The following is a 21671-nucleotide window of genomic DNA, read 5'->3' on the forward strand; positions in this document are numbered from 1 at the left end:
TGAGTAGTTTCAGCATCCAATTTGACAATAGGATAGAGAAGTACCAGCGATAGCTTTCTTGAGCTGTGTCTGCGGTAACACCGAGTACAGTACAGTTACCCACCTGACTGTATCGCATACAATTCAGCGTATTTCCCTTCACTTTCAACCAGTTCGTCGTGACCGCCACACTCGGAAATCCACCCGTCTTCCATCGTATAGATGCGATCAGCATTCTCGACAGTCGAAAGGCGATGAGCGATAGCGATAATCGCATAATCTCGCTCCATCGCTTCGATTGCCGCCTGCACTTCCTTCTCAAGGTTCGAATCTAGGTCGCTCGTTGCTTCGTCTAGAATTAACAGGTCCGCGTCTTTCAGAATCGCTCGCGCAAGAGCGACGCGCTGTTTCTGCCCACCCGACAAGCGGACACCGTCGTCACCGAGTTGAGAATCAAGTCCGTTCGGGAGGTCCGTGATGAACTGGTCCACCTTCGCGATTTCGCAAGCCCGTTTGATCTCAGCGTCCGTCGCATCCCGATTGCCGACGGTGAGGTTATGTCGAAGCGTGTCGTTGAACATATATGGGTTCTGGCGGACTATTGAGATTCGGTCACGCCACTCGCTGATATCCATTTGGCCGATTGGGTTCCCATTTGCACGTATCTGACCGCTGTCTGGCTCATAGTAGCGAGCCAACAGGGAGACTATTGTCGACTTCCCGGCACCGGACTGTCCAACGAAGGCGACGAACTCGCCTTTCTTGAGTTCGAAATCGACCTCCCGAAGAACGACCTCGTCGTCCGTATATGAGAACGTGACATCGTCGAACTCGACTGTTTCGACCTCTTTCGGGGTCGGTTGCTCTCCGGTGTCCGGTTCTTCCCACTCTTCGAGATCCCGCATGAATGACTGTGTCCGAACCAGATGGGGAAGGTTCTCTTCGACTTTGTAGAACCGCTTGTTAATCCCGCTTGCTTTGGGACCGAGCTGAAACATGAGAAACAAGAACAGGCCGAGTTCACCGAACGAGAGATTGGTGAATGTCAGGGCCACGTAGATAAGTGCGAAGATGAGTACGGAGACGACGAGATTCTGTGACTTTTTGATCGCTGCCCGATTCCGGCGGTTCGCGACTTTCGAACGCGTGTACTCTTCTAGGGCTTCCTCATACTCGTCATAGATTTCTGTTTCGAGATTGAAAACTCGAATGTCTCGAATGCCAATCATGCCGGCCTGAACCACTTGTTGCATCCGTTCGTTTGCCGCTGCAACGCGATCACCCAGATCGTATCCTGAGCCGATGAGATGCCGCAGACCGAGTCCCACACCACCGATGATAAAAATAGCAAATGCTGTGAGTTGTGGTGAGATCCACGTTGCAAGAGCGAGATAGGCAACAGTGAGTAGTAGCAGATCGAATAGTTTCACGAACCGCTTGATGACTTTCGAGGCTGCTTTCGACTCGGTGACGATCGCGTTCAAGATGTTGTCTGACCCCTTTCGGTCGAGAAATTCCATCTCTGTCTCCAGAGCGCTGTCAAAGAGGTTCTCGCGGATGTGTCGCTCGTAGGAAAGCTGGAGTACATCGCGTAGCCACGTGAGGAGAAACGACGACGTATAGCGCAGACAGGTCGCTAACGCCACTCCGCCAATGACGTACTCGATCGTGAACGGAATCCCGAGTGTCTGATAAACGGTAAAGAAAATACCCGCTATGCCATCAGCCTGTGTCACCGGTTCTGATGACTGCATGAGTTCAATGATTGGAATGATAAACGTCAGTCCAACGCCTTCTAATACGGCCGTTACCAGACCGAGCCCGACGATCATCACCGTGAATTTTGGGGCATATCGGGCCGCATAGAGAAGCGCATCAAGTTTCTCCTGCCGTGAAATGGTGTCTGAGTTTCTGCCGGTCATCTGTTCAGTTGTCATCCACGGGACCGTTGGAACAGACTGTGGCATCTTCGTTTACAGCGGTTCGGCCAGTACACGCCAACGGTTGCCATCTGCACATTGATATAGTGGAAAAAGTCGACCTGCTTTCCTTGTTATAAGCTTACTACTGTATTTTCGGCTGTGAGGCAGGACAATTCCACCAGCAGAGGTTCTACGTACGGGTTTGTATGATTTGACTGACTGTAATGGAGAGTACCCATTCTTAAGCGGATATTCCGAGAGGGGACTCGCAAAATGAATTTGCGCGCCGTGGTGACGGCGCTTCCTGAGTATCTCTGCGTTTGTACCAAGTGATCGTAGCGGAGAGGTGAGACTCAGCGGCAAAGGGATGACCAGACTTTCAGGATGAGCCGATCGGGGTCCAGTGTCAAACAGCAGCGCTGTAACGTATCGTCCAACGCCTGTATACACCTCCTAACAAAAAATATTCACTCAGAATACATTTCACATGGGCAGAAAAATATCGGTGATTATCCCCACTCACTACCGAAATGACCTCCTCCCCACAGCGATCGAGAGCGTGGCCCGACAGGATTACGAACCCGTCGAGCTGATCGTAGTTGATGACTCGGGCGAAGGGTACGCCGAACCGGTGCTTTCAGAGTACGACGAGGTGATAGACAGGCCGATAATAAAAGAGGAGAACGAGGGGTGGCAGGCAGCCTACACGACTGGAATCGAGCAGTCGACCGGCGAGTACATCCAGTTTCTGGACGATGACGACTACCTCTACGAGACGAAACTGAAAAAAACGGCGAACGTTCTCGACCAGAACCCGGAGGTCGGTGTTTCGTACTGCGGCGTAGTCCGTGGTGATGAGGGGGATTTTTACCCAAAACAGGAGGTGTCAGGCCATTTTCTGGAACCAGCGCTCCGGTTCCAGACGTTTCCCATGTGGACAGGCTCGATGTTGATGGAACGAGAAGTACTGTGTGACTGTCTCCCAATGGCTGGGATGGGTGAGGAAGACGACTTGGACATCGAACTGGGCGACACAGACCTCAAAATAGAACTCGCGAAGCGGACGAAAGCCGACTACGTCGACGAGTGTCTGACGTTCTATCGTCAAGAAGGAAATAAGTTATGGACCGGAAAACGGAGATTTAAAAAAATACTACAGAACATTCGTCATCAAAAGGACATATACAATCAGTATCCAGAGATACGTCGAGATCTCCTTGCAGAGTGGTACGAGCGTCAGGGACGGAACTATCTTAACGAACAGATCTGGTCAGCGCAAGCAATACAGTGTTTTATTAAATCAGCCTATTACGAGCGGAAACAAAAGTTTCCGAGGATAATCGAGACGCTGGCCGCGATCCTCGGCCGACCTGGTGTGATGTCAGCGGTGCGCGTGAAGCGAACCTTGCTTGACGGGTAATAAACGGACATCCAACGCCCGAGTCTACTCGCCCGCTGGTTCCAGAAGTCTGCAAAGCGGGGCCATCCAACGCCCAGTTGTGATACAAATGGGTTCGTCGGTGGGACTTGGCGGTGGAACTGAGGTACGCATCGTGGCGGACTTCCACTTGTGCAGGGCGACGACTAGAACGGTTCGATCCACGCTATGATTTATTCTCCAATAGCCCGTGCTTGAGAATGTATGTCAGAGCAAATCCAGCAGGAACTCGATGTCGACCGGTTTACATTGGGACTCGTCGGGCCGGATCAGGAATGGGCCGGTACGGTTGCCGACGGCGGGACCGTTCGCACCCATACGCCTCCCGCGTGCTGGGGGCCGATGATCACCCCCGAGTTCCGCGGCGGCCATGAGGTGACGCGACCGATCCGGGTCGAGAACGCCGAACCCGGTGACGCGCTCGTCGTCCACATCAAAGACGTCGAGGTGACGAGTGTCGCAACAAGCACGGGCAGCATGGCCGAACGGGAGGACGCCTTCGGGAGTGACCCGTTCGTCGACCATCGATGCCCGGAGTGTGGCACCGAGTGGCCCGACAGCGTCGTCGAGGGCACCGGCGAAGACGCGATTCACTGTGCGGAGTGTGGGGCCAACGCCTCGTCCTTTGGCTTCGAATTCGGGTACACCGTTGCCTTCGACGAGGACCGCTCGGTGGGCCTCACGGTCGGCCCCGACGGTGCCGCGGACCTCGCGGAGCGCGCTGACGAGGCGACGGCACTGCCCGACCACTCCCGGCAACACCCGATTTTGCTGTACAAGCCCGATGAAATCCCGGGCACGCTCGGGCACCTCCGGCCGTTCATCGGGAACATCGGGACGACGCCGTCGGTCGAGTTTCCTGATTCACACAACGCCGGTGACTTCGGCCAGTTCCTCATCGGAGCCGACCACGACTGGGGCCTCGCCGACGAATCGGCGCTTGCGGCCCGGACGGATGGCCACATGGACTCGAACGATGTCCGCCCCGGCGCGACGCTCATCTGCCCCGTCGAGATAGACGGCGCGGGCCTCTACGTCGGGGACCTGCACGCCAACCAGGGCGACGGCGAACTCTCGCTTCATACGACCGACGTGAGCGGCCGCACCGAACTCGAAGTCAGCGTCATCAAGGACCTCGACATCGACGGTCCGCTTCTGCTTCCAAACGAGTCGGACCTGCCGGATATCGCCAAGCCGTACACGGACGCTGAGCGGGAGACAGGCAAGGCCCTCGCCGCCGAACACCACGTCGATAACGTCGTTGATGCAGCGCCGCTCCAGATTATCGGGTCCGGCGCGACTATCAACGACGCCACCGAGAACGCGTTCGCACGGGCTGGAACGCTCTTCGGTATGTCAGAGGGTGAAGTCCGGGCACGCTGTACGTTCACCGGCGGCGTCGAAATCGCGCGACTGCCCGGCGTTGTCCAGCTCTCGATGCTCGCGCCGATGGCCCTCCTCGAAGAACAGGGGCTCGCCGGAACCGTCCGCGAACAGTACGACCTGTAGTTGGACGGCGGCTGTTGGCGTTCACCCACCTCGCATCGCCGGAAAGAGTTCGACCGCCGCGCCGGACGGGACCCGCTGGTCATGGGTCGCGTTGTCCCCGTCGACCATCACCCGCACACTCGGTCGGAGTTCGCCGTCCGCATCGACTAACTGTGACTCCGCACGCGGATACGCGTCGACGAAGGCCGTAATCACGGCTCCGACGGTGTCGCCATCGACGGTAATCTCGACTGTTTTCGCTCCTGTCGCCGCCCGGAGCGGCCCGTATACGGTCACGTCCACACTGCACAGTCAGGTCCCAGACCGCAAAAAGATACGTCTCCCGCTTGATGTCGCTGCTGAATGTGAACGGATTCGCCGCCAACACAGTCCGACCAGATCGGATACTCCGTGCCGGTTTGTGCGAATGCTATCGCGATTCGAACTGGAACGGAACGTAGAGTCACCGGCTGCGATGACAGATGGCAAACAGACAAAAGAGGTTTATAAGCACAGTTGAAACCGAACAACTGCTACGATGCCCTCCAAGCAAGCCGTCAGTAGCCTCGGGAGTCTGCTCGCCGTACTCGGACTCGCCGGGGTCGCAACAGCACAGCCTACAGCCCCGGGTGGGAGTGCGGGCCCGGCCCTCAACGTTGTCCTCCGTTTCGGTGTCGGGTTTGTTATTCTCGCAGTTCTGGGTGCCGCAGCCGCCGCTATCGGCCCGACGTATACGACAAACGCCGTGCGGGAGATTCAGGACGACCCCGGCGGTGCAATCGGATGGGGCGTCCTCGTCGGCATTCTGGTCCCTATCGGACTGGTGCTACTCGCACTGACAATTATCGGGGCTCTGGTCTCGATCCCCGGACTACTTCTCATCGGCATCCTCAGTCTCGTCGGTACCGGCATTACCGCCGTCTGGGTCGGGAACTCGGTTATTGGCGATGACGGAACCGTCAGCGCAACAGATGGCGTCGCCGGCGGGCTGTTACTGGCCGTCCCCTTCGCAATTCCAGTCGTCGGCAGCCTCCTCCTCAACCTCATAACGCTCGTCGGCCTCGGTGTCGTCGGACGCGGGCTGTACGAGAACTGGACGGACTAAGCGAGTGTTCGCCGACGGTTGAAGCGGTTTCTCTCGGGTTCAGCTCGCACCGGGACACCCGAGTTCGTGCGGGTCGTCGTACACCGCTGGCGGAATCGAGATGGCGGCTGGGTCACCGTACTCACTGTACTGGACCGTAATCGTCGCGGTTGCAGTCGCTCCACGCTGTGAGATTTGTATTCTGAGTTCCGACTGTACCGGTCGGTTCGTTTCCGGATCAAGCCACAGTCGCGCCGTCGCGTTCTCAAGTGAGCCGCGGCGTAGCTCCATGCCACCAGCCTGTCGGCGATCCATGAGTGACCTGATAGTCTCAGTGCTCGGTGACGCCGTGACAAGGACAGTCCGGTTACCGTCAAGCGTCTCATTGCCCCGCCAGTAGACGTTCGAGCGTTCGAAGAGCAGCAGTTGCCGATGGAGTGGCGTCGTGGTCGCCCACGGCTCGGAGCGCGAGACGTTCTCAACGGCGTAGCCACCCCAAGGGTCCTGACAGCCCTGGTACGCTCTGTACCCGTCGATGTAGGATTCGACCGTTTGGTCTTGTGTCCGCGTCGTCGCTTGCATCCGTTTTGCGGAAACGTTTACGGCACCATCGCCGTCGACTCTCACAGTCCGTGATTGCTCACCATCCGACGCTGTCACGTGCATCTCCATCTCGAATCGGTACGCTTCGACGGCGGCGACGGTGCTGTTCGCCTCCTCGACAGCCGTGACGGCTCGTTCGTCGCTCAGTGGCGGGCTATCAGTCATGAATGCACCACACCCGGCAAGGAAGGAAACGAGGCATACGGCGAGGACCAATCGTCGCATACAGTGTTCTCGCTCGCCCGTCCGTCTAAAACATCATGGGTCCGATTCGTGACAGCCCAACAGCTGAAAACAGCGCCCTCGCTACATCATAGGGGAAGCTCCCGGCAGAATGGGGTCACTGCGTCGTCAGTAACTCCACTTTCCCGTTTACGCGCATAGGTTGCAAGCAGGTGGAGACACAAGCACAGAATGCAAGTGATCAGGCCGCTCCGGTTGGAACTGCTGTCTGCCTGGCAATCGTCTCCGGAGAATCGTTATTTCCGCCTGATATGCAGTTCTGGCTCCAGCGTGGTGCCGACACCGCTATCTACTGTCGAGTTGGGCTTGCAGGTCCACGACTAGCACGTACGCCACCAGCGTGAGGACGAGCACCGAAAACCCGGTCCAGAGATGCAGATTCACTGCGCCCTCACCGACCCACTGTGGGACTGGCGAGCGTGCGACGGGCGGCTGGAGCGGCCAGAGCAAATCCGACGACACGTACAGGTTCGGAGGCAAGAGTTGTTGATTATCGGCTACCAGATGTGAGAGGTGGGCGAACGCAAACGCCGTTCCAAGTCGAGTCCGGTCCGTTCGGACTGCGTACGCGATGACGACGATCGACAGCGGAATTGCGAACGGGAGCGAGTGCATAAACACCCGACCGGAGGGGATGAGATGAAGTTCGTACGCTAACGGCTTGTCGATGAGATCTGGGAACTGGCTGCCGAAAAACGTGACTGCGACCAACTGGAGCGACGGGAGGTGTCTGTCCCGGAGGAGTGCGTATACTGCGACAGGGAGGAGGGCGATAATGAAATGCTCGCTCGGGAGGACCATTCTCTGGTTAGTAGTGCTGAGGTCGTGTGCGAGGAAATGCCTTGTGTGGGAGAGTCTGCGTGTCGCATAGTATTCCGGTGAAGAGTGGACAGTGCGTCCATTATAATGGCTTCCACCATGTACAGTGTCTTTGGTAGCAGTTGGACGACTTTGTGTCGAGGAGAAGTCAGTCACTCCGATCAAGATGCTGGTGTACTTTTTCAGTAATCCCCACGGCTTCCACCGTTTCGCTAAGTGTCTGGATAGCTATCATGGATGCCTCGCTTAGGTGAGTCTCGCCGGAATACATCTTGATTTGAAATGTGCCGGTCACTGCCAGTTTGACAGATTCACGTTCCAGACACACCCAACAACGAGTGAAAACACAGGACCCAACCGGCGGCTCGAGTAATCGCCAGAGCAGAACCCGGGATGCACTCAGTTCTCAAGAAACCTGTTCAGTTCGCTGAATTCAGCAGGCGACAGAATGACCTCGGTATCGAATGCATCAAACCGTTCAAAGTCGTCATCAATTGTCAACACAGTATTCACTCCTTCGTCGATCGCTACCTGAGCATAGTACCCGTCCCATCCACCAACATTTGTTTCACTCGCCTGTGAAAACCCATCACGAACTGTACTCTCGGACAGTCCCCCGTTCCAATGGATTCGCTTTGCATCCATGAAATTCTGTAGCAGTCGAGATGCCTCTGCGTTTGAACGGCTGTAGTACGTCGTCAGAACGGTGTGCGCTCCGAACAACGCAGGATACGGAACAACGGCATCTATATCGCCAGCGATGGCATCCCGAACGTACGTAAGTGCAGCCTCACGAACAGGGGCCTCAGTGTGTGCGAGTGCAATTACTCCGACATCGAAGAGATACGGGCCACCAGCATCACTCATCGCTGTTTTTTTCGGCTCCTCTCCGGACAGCGTCTCTATGCTTCTTGGCAATCGGGTCGACTCCCTCGTCTATTGGCGATGTCTTCCCGCGCTCCGAATCTGTAGCCGCAACGAGTTTCTCCATCCGTTCAATGATCTGTTCGGGGTTGTCTTCAGGTTCAACAACTGCTTTCCCGTCTTCTTCGTGGATTTCGACTTCTGTGCCAGGAGAAATGCCCAGTTTCTCTCGGACCTCTTGTGGGAGAACGATCCGGCCTTTTGAGTCCACCTTCGCCATATTCCCACTTAACGTGGGAATGCTATAACTCTTGGTACAGAACATGGTGCCATTCAATGGAGCGTACCAGTCGCTGCCTAACTGTCAGAAAGCCTGTCTCGGACACACCCCATACCGAGTATACTGACTGTTTGTGTGTACGTTGTGAGCCACGCTTGGCCGACTATCGATTATCGGCTCCGCCAACTGCTAGCTCCTCCAGCTTCGAGAGCAGTTTCGAATAGAGGCTTGGCGAGCAGTGCCAACCCGCATCAAGCATCGCCTCCAGCGTCTCCCGCGCGTCGTCCGCTTCGAGTTCGCCGTCCCGGACCAGGGAGAGAACGAGATAGGCGGTACCCCGTGTTTCGATGGCTTCCACAGCGGCGATGTCCCGCCCGTACGCGTCGTCCATCACGGCTGTCGCACCGTGGTCAGCCGCGAGTGCCAGTACCGCAACGTCAGCGTCACTGACGTTCGGGTTCCCGCTGAGCCGGTCGAAGAGCGTGGTCTCGGGTACTGACACCACATCGAACGTACCCTCTTCTACCGATTGTTCGATACGGCGGGCATCCGGATAGCCGGCATCAAGACCGACCGTCACAACCTCCTCGTACACGCGTTGTGGAATGAGTCGAGATGCATCGAGACGACTGAGTAACGAGAGTCGCTCTGCTTTTGCGAGGTAGATGAGCGGCGTCGCGTCGAAGACGAACATTAGAGATCGTCGAGGTCGGATTCGAGGTGGTCGTCGCCGCCCCACGTAATGTCTCGTTCGCGAGCGAGGCGGGCAAGTTCCCACGTATCCACGCCCGCGAGTTCGGCCGCTTTACTGAATGTCACCTCACCGCGCTCAAGCCGTTCGAGCGCCTGTTCCGTTCGCCACTCGTCTAATCCTTCCGAGAGCAGTTTTCGGATCGCCGTGCTCGTATCAAGACGTTCCTCGTCGATGAATGTCTGCAACTCCTCTTCTAAGTCGTCAGGAACGCGTGCGGAAATCGACCCCATATGTATACTATGTTTTCAATGTATACAAGCGCTTCGGTGAAACTAGTCGCACTGCCAGTAGCGGTTTCTCAACAATGGACGCCCGCTGGGGGACCCGCTCGAACGCGCTCAATGGTTTGACTGGGTGATGGCTGGAACTAGCTCGATAGCACCAGAGATATCCATTGACCGGTGAGACACGCACCCGATTCGGAGTTAGTTCAGTTCTCAACTTCGTGAGGCAGGGCTATGCTTCAGCAGCTATCTTTGTGGACATCTGAGCGTCTAACTGGGTGTCAAGTGTGTCTCTGGGCTCAGGAATGGAACTGGGGAGTTACGTGTCCTTCTAAATCGAATCGCCGAACTCCCCTTCGAATCCCTCGACAAGACGCGCGACGCCCGACTGAAGCGAGAATTTGGCGTCTTCTTTCGCTTCACGGAGGTGCTTCGCCTGCGTCCCCGACGTTTCCCCTGCCATCTCGTCCAGTTCGATGACAAGCGCTTCCAGTGTCTCCTCATCGTCAAGCGCGTCGTAGGTTCGAAACACGTCTTTCAAGCCACGCTTGGCCGCTTGTCTGACACGGCCATCGTCGTCCGTGAGCGCCTCTAGTAGAAAGCCACACAGTGCATCCGTCTGGTCCTGGAAAGTTGCTTCGTCGATAGCGATAGATCGGTCGTCATTGTCGAGTGCCGTTACGATCGGAAGTCCAGGTGCAAGCTGGTCTGCGACGCGGACAACTGACTGCCGGACGTATCCATCGTCGGCCGCCTCATACAGTTGGACTACCTCGTCGAAGCAGCCGTTGAAAAGTTCGCTCCGTTCGCTGAGGCTCATGTTGCTAATGTCGTCAATAACGTCGTTGACGCGGTCCGATTCACCGGATTCGAGTTCTGGTGCGAAGTCTGACCACCGCTGGTGCATACTCAGTGTTACTCTTTCCACTTATTAACACCTAACCGATAAGCCGTCAAGCGTCTCCGTGTACGAGTCAGCCCCTTGCATCCACCGGGCCAAGAGTGTACCTGTCACCGCCCGGTGATGAATGACGTCGTACTGCGTTCGAATCGTCCGTGCCCGGATTGTCGTATCGCTTCCTTCGTGAGCTCTCATATGGACTACGCGGCTGCTGCCGTGGGTGGCGCTTTGGGGTGGGTGTGCCGTTGATACAGGTGTGCTGGTCCCTGCCTGACTAGTGGAAAGCTTGTCCCAGACGCACCTGACACCGAGTGTACTGACTGGTTGTCATTGTTTGGTCGATAGATTCTCGTCTCAGACACACCCCGCACCGAGTGAAAACTCGGGACCTCCACGATATTTCTGATGAGCGGCAAGTAACCGGGTTTCGGGACGCAAAGCGGACAAAGCCGCGAAGTCGCGGGTTGAATCGAATATGCGACCCGACTGCCGTTTTACACTAGTCCGCGAGCGGCTCTCGCAGGCACACACCAGGTACCGAGTGTACTGACCGCTGATCGTTATCGGCACAAGAGTGCTCTGGTAGCAAATATCTCTATCGAATGGCTGGAACCAGATCAGATGGGAACATCCAGTACAGCCATTGGCCCCTGGGACACACACCTGCTTCCGAGTTAGTTCAGTTCTCAAATTCATGTGTTAGAGGGAAATCAAACGCAGATCAACTCTAATGACTTTAGACACTAGTTGGAAATTTATCAATACTAACTCGGAAGCAGGTGTGTCCGAACTCATCTGAGTTTGTGACTTGCTCACATATATTACTATTGGTAATTAAACTAACTCCGAATTGGGTGTCTGCACGGTAAGAGTTCAGTACACTATCGCGAATTCGAACCTCTTCAGGACACAGGCCACTCGAAAAGTCAAGTGTTGTCAGCATGCAATCTGGTTTGAAACTCCAGCAACCACTAACTCGGAACTTGGTGTGTTACTACCTAATTCAAAGTTAGTTTTGATATGCTTCTGCAGCGGCTTTTATAGACTCTTGACCTCTAACTAACTCGAAATCAGGTCCAAAGAGTATATATGTCACCTGAAAATAAAATATGTATGGAGCAGAGCGAAGATGGAGATCTTGATGCTGGGGATGAGCTCTTTGAAGAAGTGGATGGGGACGGCAAGGGTGAGATCTTCGCGAATCGAGAACTGCTGAATATTGATCACGTTCCAGATGAAAACCGGATTGTTGGCCGGGATGAGCATATTACTGAATTAGCAAACGAGATTGGGCCAGCCGTTACAGGATCACCACCGAACTCTGTGATCCTCTATGGAAAGACAGGCTCTGGGAAGTCACTCGTTGCTAATCATGTGATGGAACGAGCACGGAGGGAAGCCCAGCGGCGTGACCGGCGACTAGCAACGGTGACAGTCGACTGTGCCCAGTCAAGAGGAGAAGCCGATACAGTCCAGACAATTGCAGATAAGATTAATCGATCGACATCTGGTGTTACAGTCCCAACGCGTGGTATTTCTACCAATGAGTACTACAACCGACTGTGGCAAATCCTTGGTACCGAATACGATGCTGCATTAATTACGCTGGATGAAGTCGACCGGCTGAGCGACGATGATATTCTCATGATACTGTCACGGGCCCGCGAAGCGGGGAAGGTAGATGTCCCAATTGGAATTATTTCGATCTCAAATAAGGTGAATTTTCGGGAACAAATGACCGAACGGGTCAAAAGTAGCCTCGGCCACAACGAAATGATCTTTGACCCATACGATGGAGAGCAGCTACGGCAAATCCTTGAAAACCGGAAAGATGCTTTTCAGGAGGATATCTTGATGCCCGGAGTGATCCCAAAAACAGCTGCGCTTGCTGCACAGCGCCATGGGGACGCTCGAAAGGCAATTCGACTGCTCCGGCATGCAGGAGATTACGCGAAGACCAACAACATTGGGACGGTCAAAGAGTCACATCTCGAATTAGCCCAAGAACAGGCTGAAGTTGAACGACTCAAAGAACTCATTTCAGGTCTGCCACCGCATAGCAAGTACGTTCTCTATGCACTTGCGAACCTTACAGACGGAACCACAAATAGCAATGACTGGTTCCGAACAACGGTGATTTATGATGTGTACGAGGAAGTCTGTAAAACTGAAGCAACCGACACACTAACCACAGATACGATCCGCGGCCTACTCAATGAACTCGCGTTTCTCGAGATAACGGAGTCGAATCAAGAACACGGCGGTATGGGAAAAGGGACGTACAAAGAACACCGGCTTCTCTGGGATCCGAATGTCGTGTTTAAAATGAACCCCGGTTCTGCCCAAGTGGATACTGACCGGTGACTAACTCGGAATCGGGTGTGTGTCTCTGGGTTCAGGAGGCGATTGATGGTACATTCAACGTAGTGGAGTCCAACTGAGTGACTAAATTATGGCTCAATCTCACTAACTCGGAACGAGGTGTGTGTCTTTGAGATTTCCTGTGGATGGTTCTTAAAGAGTCTTTACAGAGATAGCGTATTGAGTGCTGACTAAAAACATTCGACATGGTGGGGTGTCTGTGTCACCAACACGTTCGGATCAAGATAGCTGGAACCCTCGACACAGTGGGGTGGGTCACGTCTGAAGACAGCAATAGAGTGCTCTGTTGAATAGCGATTTTATCGACTGATATCACGGGTTTAGAAGGGTGAAGCCGAGGAATTCGATCCTATCCAATGGAAGTCGATATCCTCGACTTCGTCGAAGAATGTCGGCACCTGGCTAAACAAGCGTTGGGGAAGCATGCGGGCGAGCCCGCCAGCGGCGGGTTCGCCCGCTGGAAGCATGTCGTCATTCACTGTTTTCGGCGTGAAGAGAGCCACAGCTTCCGTGAAACCGAAAACCGGCTGGAGTACATGACCGCACTGCTGGAGGTACTCGATTTGGAGGAAGAAAATATCCCTGACTTCACCACCCTCAACAAATCCTTCGATCGGTTCAAAATGTGGGTATGGCGGGCGTTGCTGCGCGCCTCAGCGCAGCAACACCCGCAGTCCGGGCATATAGCTCTCGACAGCACGTTCTTCGACCGTGGCCACGCTTCCGCGTACTACCGTACGGTCTGATCGGTCGGTAGAAACGCTCAAAGTGACGACGCTGACTGACACAGAGTCACTTGCCGTTCTCGATGTGCAGTGTCACGCCCAATGGAGGCATGATACGAAGACTGGTCCGCAGATCGTCCGCCGAAACGCGGACGATCTGCACACTGTCGCCGCTGATAACGCGTTCCAAGACTGGCACACCGAATACGAGATTGCTGCGCACGATCTTGACTATCTCGTTCACTACCGTGGTTCGTCACTGATGGCAACCGCGAACAATGCGCTCATCCGGTCAAAAGGATACTCTCAGCGCTGGATGGCAGAAACATCCTATTCAACAGCGAAGCGCTCGCTCGGCGATGCCGTGCGAGCGCTGGACTGGTATCGGCAGTTTCGTGAAATCGTCCTGATGTTTGCCATTACTAACATAGAATCACTCTGTGAGCCGCTCTAACAATGACTCAGCATCTATTCAACAGAGCAGAACAGAGACACACTGGATTCGGAGTTAACTGCGTCATCCTCTATTGTGCTCTGTTGAATAGCGGTGTTGGTCGAGGTAGTCGGATTTGAGGCGGCTCGTCAGGGGTTGATGCCGGTGGTCTAAAGATCGGTGTCACTTCACCGTCGCTCAGAAGGCGCTATTCAACACAGCAGATTAATTGGCTCTGTTGGAATCTTCAGCCGGTGATACGTTCTGAATTGGCTCCGGTCAGTACAGACAATCTACTGATTGAACCTTGGTTTTGCGACAAGTCGGGCCTGGCAATTCTGGGGCGAAATCACTAACCCAGTCGAATACGTTGTATTCGATATGAGCTCATCAATCCGAATCTCAGATGAAACAAAAGCAAAGCTGGAAGCAGTGAAGCGTGAAGACGAAACATTCGACGAGTTACTGGACCGGCTCGCAATCACTCGGACTGAGGAAGACATCCGTGAAATGGCAGGATTTGCTGAGGAGGGAATCGAGGAACACATGAAACAGAAACGTGAGGACCTCAACGACTCGTTTGAGGCCCGGACAACGGACCTGGAATGATTCTCCTCGACAATAATATCATCCGAAAATACGCCCACCCGGATCCGGATGAAGCCGTTCTCAACTATTTATCCGAGCATCGAACTGAACCGTGGGGTATCTCAGCAATTGTCCTCTTCGAATTTCTGTCCTTTTACGACACACAGGCAAAACAGCGCAAGCGGCGAAGCCAGCTGACACAAGCTGTCGATACCGTGATCAGCTTCGATGGCGATACTGCTGCCGAGGCGGCCAGCATGGAGACATCGCTCGAAGCTGCCGGTGTCTCACTCGACGATGTCGATCTGCTCATAGCCGCGACAGCGCGCCAGCACCAAGCCACGTTCGTGACTGCCGACAAGAACGACTTCGACAAGACGCCTGTACACGAACTCGTGGATATCGACATTGTCGACGCTTCCTAACTCTATTCTTTTCGCGCCAGCGCTTTTGAACCATCTGTCTCGGTATATCGATTGGTCCCGTATTCCCTGTGAGATATGACATCGCTTAAACGACCATTTTTTCCGCGTCATAGAAGCTGATTGCAGCTTTCGCGAGATAGAGATTCTTCTGGGCGGTTTGCCAGGTCGTGTGATCTTCCCACCCTTCGCGGTCGTCCGGGTCGAGTTGCTGGGCGAGTTCTGCGGGCGACTCAACGCCGTATGTCGTTCTGATGTCACTGACTGTCTGTTTCATGTCCTGCAGTTTCTCGACCAGTTCGTCTGCAGAGTACTCATCGTGTAGTTTCAGCACCTGCTGATAGATGTACATCTGGTCGTTACGCTTGTACAGTGCGCCCTGTCCACCATCGATCTTCTCGACGAGTCCGCTATCAGCGAGGTCGGTGAGTTCATCACGGACGACTGGCTCGCTCGCGCTTGCTTTGTCGGCGACCTCGGAGGCTGACGTCGGTTCGGTCGTTCGCATGATGACGGCCTTGATTCGCTCGCGTGTCGTCGTCTCGCTCTTCCAGTCGGTAACCGCTGCCTCGTTCACGTCCTCGTATTCCTCAGTTGGGTCGAAATTCATGCGATCCTCGCTTAGTTGTGGATTCGCTCTCTCTGACGGTCAGAGAGATGCAACCCTTCACATAAGATATAATTTGGACGCCAAATATATCTTTTGCAAAGCTTGGATCAGTATTCGTTTTCAAAGAGTTCGTCGTGCGACCGAGTCTCGCCACGCTATAGTTCACTCTCGGTAGCCTCGATGTTGGCTAGCACGTCATCGGAGAGTCGCGGCCCAACGAGTGGGGTCCAACCCGCAGCCGATGCACCGAACTCCTTGCTTGCAACCAGTTCGCTGTCTTCCATCTCGCGGAGCCGACGGCGAACCGTCTCGCTACTGACTTCGGTATCAAAGTGTTCGGCGACTGCATCGGTGATCTCGCTAGCTGTAAGCATCGGTGCTTCCGCAGTAGTTTCGTAGTCGAATGCTTTCAGCACGTCTTGTTCGGTCAATTTGTCGGTGTACGTCCCGGAATCGTTCAGGGTTCGGTTGTTCATATTGACGACACATCTGTAGGGGTTTAGAATATTTTTGCTCGTGCCATATGGTCCGGAATACAACGGTCAACCGCTAGTCTCCAATGACCTCAACCTCGTACTCACTCGCTCGCACTCGAATCGGGAACCAGCCCTCTTCATCAACACCAAGCAGTGCTTCGGAGTAGCCATCAGCACCGTTCCCGGCTTTCGCCGACTGGACCCAGTCCACTTCCCGATCACTGAGGCCAAACCACTCAGCTAGCTGCTGCGCCGCCTCGTCAACGCGGTGAATGACGGTCATCGAACAGAGGTTTGCGATCGTCCGGGCCTCCGGCGTGAGTGCGAACTCACCCCCCGTCTGCGTGATGAACTGCAGGGAGATATCGTAATGGCGACTGTGACGGACAGCCGTCTCGAGGAAATCTAGCGATGTTGCGTCATTCATCAGGTAATGTGCTTCGTCGATAGCGAACACGACCCGTTTGTCCGTCTGTTTGGCGCGTTCATACACCGCGTTGAACAACACCTGCATCATCAGACTCGTTTCGGACCGCCCGCGTGTCCCCTCTTCCTGGTGGAGATCGAGATACACGACATCGGACGCAATATCGAGCTCCGTCGGTTCGGCGAGATTCGCGAGATCGCCGCCCTCCCTGAAGGACGGACGTAGGTCGATTAGCAGTGACTCTGCATCCGTCCGGACGTTCTCCTGTTCACCAGCTGTGACGTAGCCAAACGCCGCCGGATCGTCTAGCAGCTGTTCGAGAACGTCAATCACGTCACGGACGGTCGGTGATGGTTGGTCGTGCGTTGCTGGGTCACGGGTAATACCCTGTTGCTCGTAGGTCTCCTGAACACACCGGCGAAGTGTCTGCTTCCGATCACCAAGGGGATTCCCTGCCACCTGTTCGAAGAACGTCTCGAAGAACGTGAGGACCCACGCGATTTGCTCGGCCCACGGGTCCAGATCCGGGACGGTATCTAACACGGTCGTCGGTGTTGGCTGTATCTCCAGTGGATTGAACGACCGGGAGCCGCCGACTGTGACACGCTCACCACCGAGTGCATCGTTGAGTGACGCGAACCCTTCAAGCGGATCTAGCATCACCAAGACGGTGTCCTGATCGTGCATCGCACGCCGGAGCAACTGTAGTTTCGTCGAGAAGGACTTCCCCGCACCGAGTTTGCCGATCACCATCACACAGTACCCCGTTTGCCTGGCAAAGCGGTCAAGCAACAACGGGCTCTCGTTGAGCGCATACGTCCCGTACTCAATCCCGTGTTCGGCCATCGCACCCGATACGAACGGGAACATCGCTCCCAGCGCACCACCCAGCATCGGCGTCTGTGTGTCCTGTTCAAGATTCATTTTGTCCACACCGACTGGACTGGCTGAGATGAGTGCGTCCAGTTGCGCCCATCGCGGCGACACTGGTGTCAGATTTGCTGGCGCTCGTCTGGCCGCGTTCGCAACCGTTTCGGACGTAATATCCTCGTTCGTTTCCCCTCGTTCGGTGAGATACATCGACACGTCGAACGCTTCCATCGATGTGTTCCGAAGCACATCGTACAGTTCTTGATAGTCCTGCAGGTCCTTGTTGACTCCCCGTGCGCCTGCCCGGCGCTTCTCCGAGAGATACTCCAGTTCCGCTTCCAGGTCCTCGATCTTGTTCTCCAGCGAATCCAGCGTCGTCTGCGTGTCTCTAGGTGTGATGTGCATCGAGATATCTGTCATTCGCGTCTCGGCCGTCGAATACAGGTTCTCGAAGAGCCCGTCCCGTGGTGCGTCCGGGAACTGCCCGATCCAGAACGTCCGTGCCCATCGCTCACCAGTTCGTATCGCCGTCGGCGTTCGTTCAATCTCCGATGGCGCGACGAGTGACTGATGGATATCTGCAGGTGTCTCCAGCGATCGGTCACTCTCTATGTCGACGACATCGAACGCAGGCGTGTCCTCCTCAGACGATTCCGCTGCTGTGTCCGAGTCACCACCGAAGGGCAGCCAGTCCCACGTCATGAGCGGTCCCCTACGAGCGGGCGTGTCCGGAGTATCTCTTCGAAGTCACCGTACTCTAGCGTCTGGCCGGCCCAGAACTCGCTGATGACCTGTGCGCCGTCGCTTGCGTCACAGATCATCGCCTCACACCCTTCGATATCGCGGATTCCGGACTGGACGCGAGAAAGCCGCTCTTCGAGTGTCGTGAACAGTGCCTCACGCTGGCGTTCAGGTGGTGGGGCCGTCAGCGCACGGACGAACACGCCGAGTACCGGGACACCACTGAGCGTCGCGAGGATACTCTCCCGTTCGAACTGAACTTCCTCGGGCGAGACTGTGACGATCACGTAGTGGTCCCGGATCGTCATCTGCCGGGCTGCCAGATCCTGTTCGTACCACTCGATGTACCGCTCGATGAGCGTTCGGAGTTGCGTGTTTGTCTTCACGTCCGGATCTGCCAGGCGCTCGCGATAGTGGTCGAGATACGTCTCGACGGGGAACGGCTGGGTCGTCGAGTAAATCTGTATCGGGAACGTAACGGTCGTGTTCAGGAAATCCTGAAAGCTATCGGCCGTTGTGGCCCATTCTTCGTCTGTTGCCAGTGCCATCGACGGTGGCGACACCCGAACGAGGCCAATGACGGCGCCGTCCTGGCGTTCGATTACGTTGGCATCTGGATACACGCGCTCAAGTTGATGATGGTCCAGCGCCTCAGAATGAGGCTCCTCCGTCACGGTCGTGTGAAATCGGAGCATCGTCACCAGCCAGTCGAGGCTCGACGTGTACGCTGGTGTCACGTACACGAACACCGCGCCGACACAGATCGCGACTGCAACGATCGGGAGAAGTATCGCCTGGACCGTGTAGCCAGCAATCCGTGTCGACGACGGGACAACTAGCTGGACGAGCAAGACGACAGCAACGGCGGGTAACAATACCACGACGGCGTCGCCGAGGGTGTATGACCCCAGTAGCTTTGTTTCGGTACCGAGCGACTTCGGGATTCGTTTCGAAGGAGTTCTTTCAGCCATGCCTAGTAGATGTAGCGTGGGTTATCATCGTCGTCCGAGTCGCCATCCGACTCGTCAGTCTCGACCGACTCTGCGTCCGAGCCCGGCTCGTCAAACGGATCGGATTCGGTCGATTCGCTCTCGTGATCATCGTCGGGCGTTTTTTCGCCGGTTCTATCCGCACTGGTTCTCGATTCGTCAGATGGGTCGGGATCGCTCCGCTCGCTCGTTCCCGAGTCATCGGTCGTCGATGTACCGAGCCTGGAACGAAGCGTTCGCTTCGTCTGGTCCACTTTACGGCCAACAGTGTGTGCGCTGGATGAGCCTGACCCGAGTACTTCCTGACCACTGGCTCTGATCGCAGACTGTCCGGCAAGCCCACGACGGAGGTTCTTCAGGCCCAGCGTTCCGCGTTCACCTGCGGTCTCGACCGTTGCTTTTCGGTCGCGAGCACGCCGGCGTGAACCGTGCTGGGCCGCACGGTCAGCCATGAAGAACAGCGCACCGGCCTGCCAGAAGAGGACGAACGGGGCGATAACTGCGATGAGCGGCGTGACGATGGCCAGCAGCCACTGCCCGAATCCGCCGATCGAAACCGTGACTGAATCACCCAGCAACTCGCCCAGGCGAAACAGGACCGCGATGGGAACCGTCATGAACAGGAACGGGACATAAAAGCCCGCAAGTCGCGACATCAGCCGTGCAACCGGTGCGAATGGCCCGATACCAGGGACCCAGAACACGATCACCAGTGGCATCAGGAGGACATACAGGTACAGCGCCATTTGCCGGACGAGATAGATCAGCGCGAGTACAAGGAAGATCGTCAGATCGAGTGTCGCTGCAAGCGTCAGTCCCGAAAGCCCCATCGCACCGAACGACACTGTCTCGAACAGGCCGATACTGTCGAGACTCGGCACGATAAAGTCGACCAGGCCGTCGATAAATCGCAATGACAGTGCAGCCATCCACCACCACGACAGGATGCCAAGCAGGCCGGCAAACGCCCGCTTTTTCAGCTTCGTTCGATGGTACCCGCTGAACAGGTGGCTTGTCGATTCTAGAAGGATGATCACGCCAAGCGAGAGTCCCCACAGTAGGAGTGTCAGCGGGACCATCGTCTCCCAGTAGTATGTGTAAATCGACGGCCAGCCACCGTTGGACGGTTGACTGAACACTGCATCCGGACGCGGTGTCGTCACGATCAGGTCGATGAGTGCGCCGATGTTGTCGCCGACGAACCCGAACACGGGGTCGACCAGTTTCTTCAGGAACCGCTCCAGCGCGTCGACGAAGACGTCCCCCAGTGACTGTGTCATATCTTCCTCGCGGTGCTGTTGGGTGACCGTCGGTTCCGCGCCGACCTGCTCTGTCTTGTCCTGTCCGACCACAGCGGGCGGCTCATCACAGATTCCTCCATGGTGGCCAGAATCCCCATCCGGTAATGCGGTCGATCAACAGGCCAGCCAGCAGGAGTACGCCGATCTGAACACTAACCGTGAACAGTATCTGGACGTACCGCAAGACCGTTCCACCGGCCCCCACAGTCGTTGTGTCACCCACGTAGCCCGGGATCGTCCGCCACCAGTCGCCCGGTCGGTACGTCGCAGTGATCGCATTCCCTTGCCGTGGGATCGTCGCGTGGACGGTGCCGTTTGCAGTCGTGTTGACTCGCTTCCCATCCAGCTGGATATACCCGTCACGAGCGGCCGTCTCGATAGGCGCACCCGTTGTAGCGTCTCTGAGTGTCACCGTGACTGTCACGGTGTCTGCGGTCGTGTTCTGGACAGTGAGACGCAGCTCACTCCGGTTCACCGGGAGATTCGCCGTCGTCTCTGGTGACAGCCGTGTCGGTGACCGCCGAACGAGTCCAATTGCTTGAACCGACTGGTCAGTGTCGTCCGGTGGCGCTCTGGCAGCGATCCCGAAACTACCTTCGTAGGTTCCATTTATCGTATCCAGCGCAATCGACGAGTCGAGGGCGGGTGCCCGGAGCGTCCGGCCGTACGAATCAAGGACTGTAATCTGACGGAGTGCATCCTGTGTCGTCCCAGTCCGGATCGGATACGCGTGACTTGCAAGGCTAATCGGGGGCGATTGAGACTGCCAAATCGGGCCAACACCGTCCTTTGTCGATCTGGGTATGTCCAACCTTGGGCCCCAACCCCGAAACAAGGTGAATAATCGCTGTCGAGCCTGGCTAGATGCGTGGGGAATTCAGCTGGCGAATGCCGTGGCTCACTGGCCAACGGGGCACTTTTCATGGGACAGCGCCCTGCTTGCGGGCAGTCTGGAAATACCGTGAATCCCGAATTTGTTAATTTAAGTTGATAGATATGGCGTACATGGATTTCCAACCTTAGTTGCTGTCTGGCGATTCGGTCTAAAGTTGACACTGATTGGGATATTGGTATGTTCCGCTTGAGCGATCTGTATTTCCCACGCAGC

Annotated in this window: 21 protein-coding genes and 1 pseudogene; 7 read left to right on the forward strand and 15 right to left on the reverse strand. The window is 55.7% G+C overall.

What is annotated here, in order from left to right; all coding sequences use genetic code 11:
- Positions 1-95: 95 nt before the first annotated feature.
- A complete protein-coding gene (locus RR_RS08635) occupies positions 96-1916 on the reverse strand; it encodes an ABC transporter ATP-binding protein (protein WP_198409021.1) in 1821 nt (606 codons plus the stop codon).
- A gap of 472 nt (positions 1917-2388) precedes the next feature.
- Between RR_RS08635 and RR_RS08640 the strand changes: the two genes are divergently transcribed.
- Both RR_RS08640 and RR_RS08645 read left to right on the forward strand, forming a co-directional pair.
- Complete coding sequence (locus tag RR_RS08640; protein WP_011223403.1) at positions 2389-3321, forward strand: glycosyltransferase family 2 protein; 933 nt, start codon at positions 2389-2391, stop codon at positions 3319-3321.
- A 222-nt stretch (positions 3322-3543) separates the two neighbouring features.
- The gene (locus RR_RS08645; protein WP_011223404.1) at positions 3544-4848 is read left to right on the forward strand and encodes an acetamidase/formamidase family protein; all 1305 of its coding nucleotides are present in this window, start codon (positions 3544-3546) and stop codon (positions 4846-4848) included.
- Between the two features lie 21 nt (positions 4849-4869).
- On the opposite strand, the gene RR_RS08650 is transcribed toward RR_RS08645, so the two are convergent.
- Positions 4870-5130, reverse strand: coding sequence for a ubiquitin-like small modifier protein 1 (locus RR_RS08650; RefSeq protein ID WP_004961097.1), 261 nt, complete (start codon positions 5128-5130; stop codon positions 4870-4872).
- A 235-nt stretch (positions 5131-5365) separates the two neighbouring features.
- On the opposite strand from RR_RS08650, the gene RR_RS08655 reads away from it, so the two are divergent.
- Entirely contained in the window at positions 5366-5932 is a 567-nt protein-coding gene (locus RR_RS08655) for a hypothetical protein (RefSeq protein WP_011223405.1), read from the forward strand.
- 39 nt (positions 5933-5971) lie between these two features.
- Here RR_RS08655 and RR_RS08660 read toward each other — a convergent pair whose 3' ends face one another.
- From RR_RS08660 to RR_RS08690, 7 genes are all read right to left on the reverse strand, one after another.
- Positions 5972-6739: a hypothetical protein gene (locus RR_RS08660; protein WP_011223406.1), complete on the reverse strand. Its 768-nt coding sequence runs from the start codon at positions 6737-6739 to the stop codon at positions 5972-5974.
- Between the two features lie 303 nt (positions 6740-7042).
- Complete coding sequence (locus RR_RS08665; protein WP_011223407.1) at positions 7043-7558, reverse strand: metal-dependent hydrolase; 516 nt, start codon at positions 7556-7558, stop codon at positions 7043-7045.
- A gap of 417 nt (positions 7559-7975) precedes the next feature.
- Positions 7976-8443 (reverse strand): type II toxin-antitoxin system VapC family toxin, encoded by a 468-nt coding sequence (locus RR_RS08670; RefSeq protein ID WP_011223408.1) that lies wholly within the window; start codon positions 8441-8443, stop codon positions 7976-7978.
- Entirely contained in the window at positions 8436-8720 is a 285-nt protein-coding gene (locus RR_RS08675) for an AbrB/MazE/SpoVT family DNA-binding domain-containing protein (RefSeq protein ID WP_007190274.1), read from the reverse strand. The genes RR_RS08670 and RR_RS08675 overlap by 8 nt, the downstream gene beginning before the upstream one ends.
- Positions 8721-8883: 163 nt before the next feature.
- Complete coding sequence (locus RR_RS08680) at positions 8884-9414, reverse strand: DUF3368 domain-containing protein (protein ID WP_011223410.1); 531 nt, start codon at positions 9412-9414, stop codon at positions 8884-8886.
- Positions 9414-9704, reverse strand: a complete 291-nt coding sequence (locus RR_RS08685; protein ID WP_011223411.1) for a UPF0175 family protein — start codon at positions 9702-9704, stop codon at positions 9414-9416. The genes RR_RS08680 and RR_RS08685 overlap by 1 nt, the downstream gene beginning before the upstream one ends.
- 325 nt (positions 9705-10029) lie before the next feature.
- On the reverse strand, positions 10030-10605 hold the full coding sequence (locus tag RR_RS08690; RefSeq protein WP_011223412.1) for a hypothetical protein: 576 nt from the start codon (positions 10603-10605) through the stop codon (positions 10030-10032).
- 1107 nt (positions 10606-11712) lie between these two features.
- Between RR_RS08690 and RR_RS08695 the strand changes: the two genes are divergently transcribed.
- The 4 genes and pseudogenes from RR_RS08695 to RR_RS08710 all read left to right on the forward strand — a co-directional run bounded on the left by RR_RS08695 (position 11713) and on the right by RR_RS08710 (position 15152).
- Positions 11713-12963 (forward strand): orc1/cdc6 family replication initiation protein, encoded by a 1251-nt coding sequence (locus RR_RS08695; protein WP_049938853.1) that lies wholly within the window; start codon positions 11713-11715, stop codon positions 12961-12963.
- A gap of 374 nt (positions 12964-13337) precedes the next feature.
- Positions 13338-14160 (forward strand): annotated as a pseudogene (locus tag RR_RS08700) (IS5 family transposase).
- A 360-nt stretch (positions 14161-14520) separates the two neighbouring features.
- On the forward strand, positions 14521-14748 hold the full coding sequence (locus tag RR_RS08705; protein WP_011223416.1) for a DUF7557 family protein: 228 nt from the start codon (positions 14521-14523) through the stop codon (positions 14746-14748).
- A complete protein-coding gene (locus RR_RS08710) occupies positions 14745-15152 on the forward strand; it encodes a type II toxin-antitoxin system VapC family toxin (protein ID WP_011223417.1) in 408 nt (135 codons plus the stop codon). Before RR_RS08705 ends, RR_RS08710 begins: the two co-directional genes overlap by 4 nt.
- Positions 15153-15237: 85 nt before the next feature.
- Here the strand turns inward: RR_RS08710 and RR_RS08715 are convergent, their stop codons facing one another.
- The 6 genes from RR_RS08715 to RR_RS08740 all read right to left on the reverse strand — a co-directional run bounded on the left by RR_RS08715 (position 15238) and on the right by RR_RS08740 (position 21374).
- The gene (locus tag RR_RS08715; RefSeq protein WP_011223418.1) at positions 15238-15759 is read right to left on the reverse strand and encodes a DUF7342 family protein; all 522 of its coding nucleotides are present in this window, start codon (positions 15757-15759) and stop codon (positions 15238-15240) included.
- Positions 15760-15914: 155 nt separating this feature from the next.
- Positions 15915-16235 carry a winged-helix domain-containing protein gene (locus tag RR_RS08720; RefSeq protein ID WP_011223419.1) on the reverse strand — a complete coding sequence of 107 codons (321 nt, stop codon included), beginning with the start codon at positions 16233-16235 and terminating at the stop codon, positions 15915-15917.
- A gap of 73 nt (positions 16236-16308) precedes the next feature.
- Positions 16309-18234: a VirB4 family type IV secretion system protein gene (locus RR_RS08725; RefSeq protein WP_011223420.1), complete on the reverse strand. Its 1926-nt coding sequence runs from the start codon at positions 18232-18234 to the stop codon at positions 16309-16311.
- On the reverse strand, positions 18231-19244 hold the full coding sequence (locus RR_RS08730) for a hypothetical protein (RefSeq protein ID WP_011223421.1): 1014 nt from the start codon (positions 19242-19244) through the stop codon (positions 18231-18233). Before RR_RS08730 ends, RR_RS08725 begins: the two co-directional genes overlap by 4 nt.
- 2 nt (positions 19245-19246) lie before the next feature.
- The gene (locus tag RR_RS08735; RefSeq protein ID WP_049938854.1) at positions 19247-20614 is read right to left on the reverse strand and encodes a hypothetical protein; all 1368 of its coding nucleotides are present in this window, start codon (positions 20612-20614) and stop codon (positions 19247-19249) included.
- A gap of 13 nt (positions 20615-20627) precedes the next feature.
- A complete protein-coding gene (locus RR_RS08740) occupies positions 20628-21374 on the reverse strand; it encodes a hypothetical protein (RefSeq protein ID WP_049938855.1) in 747 nt (248 codons plus the stop codon).
- Positions 21375-21671: the final 297 nt, after the last annotated feature.

The organism is Haloarcula marismortui ATCC 43049, from assembly GCF_000011085.1.
In the GTDB taxonomy this organism is placed as follows: domain Archaea; phylum Halobacteriota; class Halobacteria; order Halobacteriales; family Haloarculaceae; genus Haloarcula; species Haloarcula marismortui.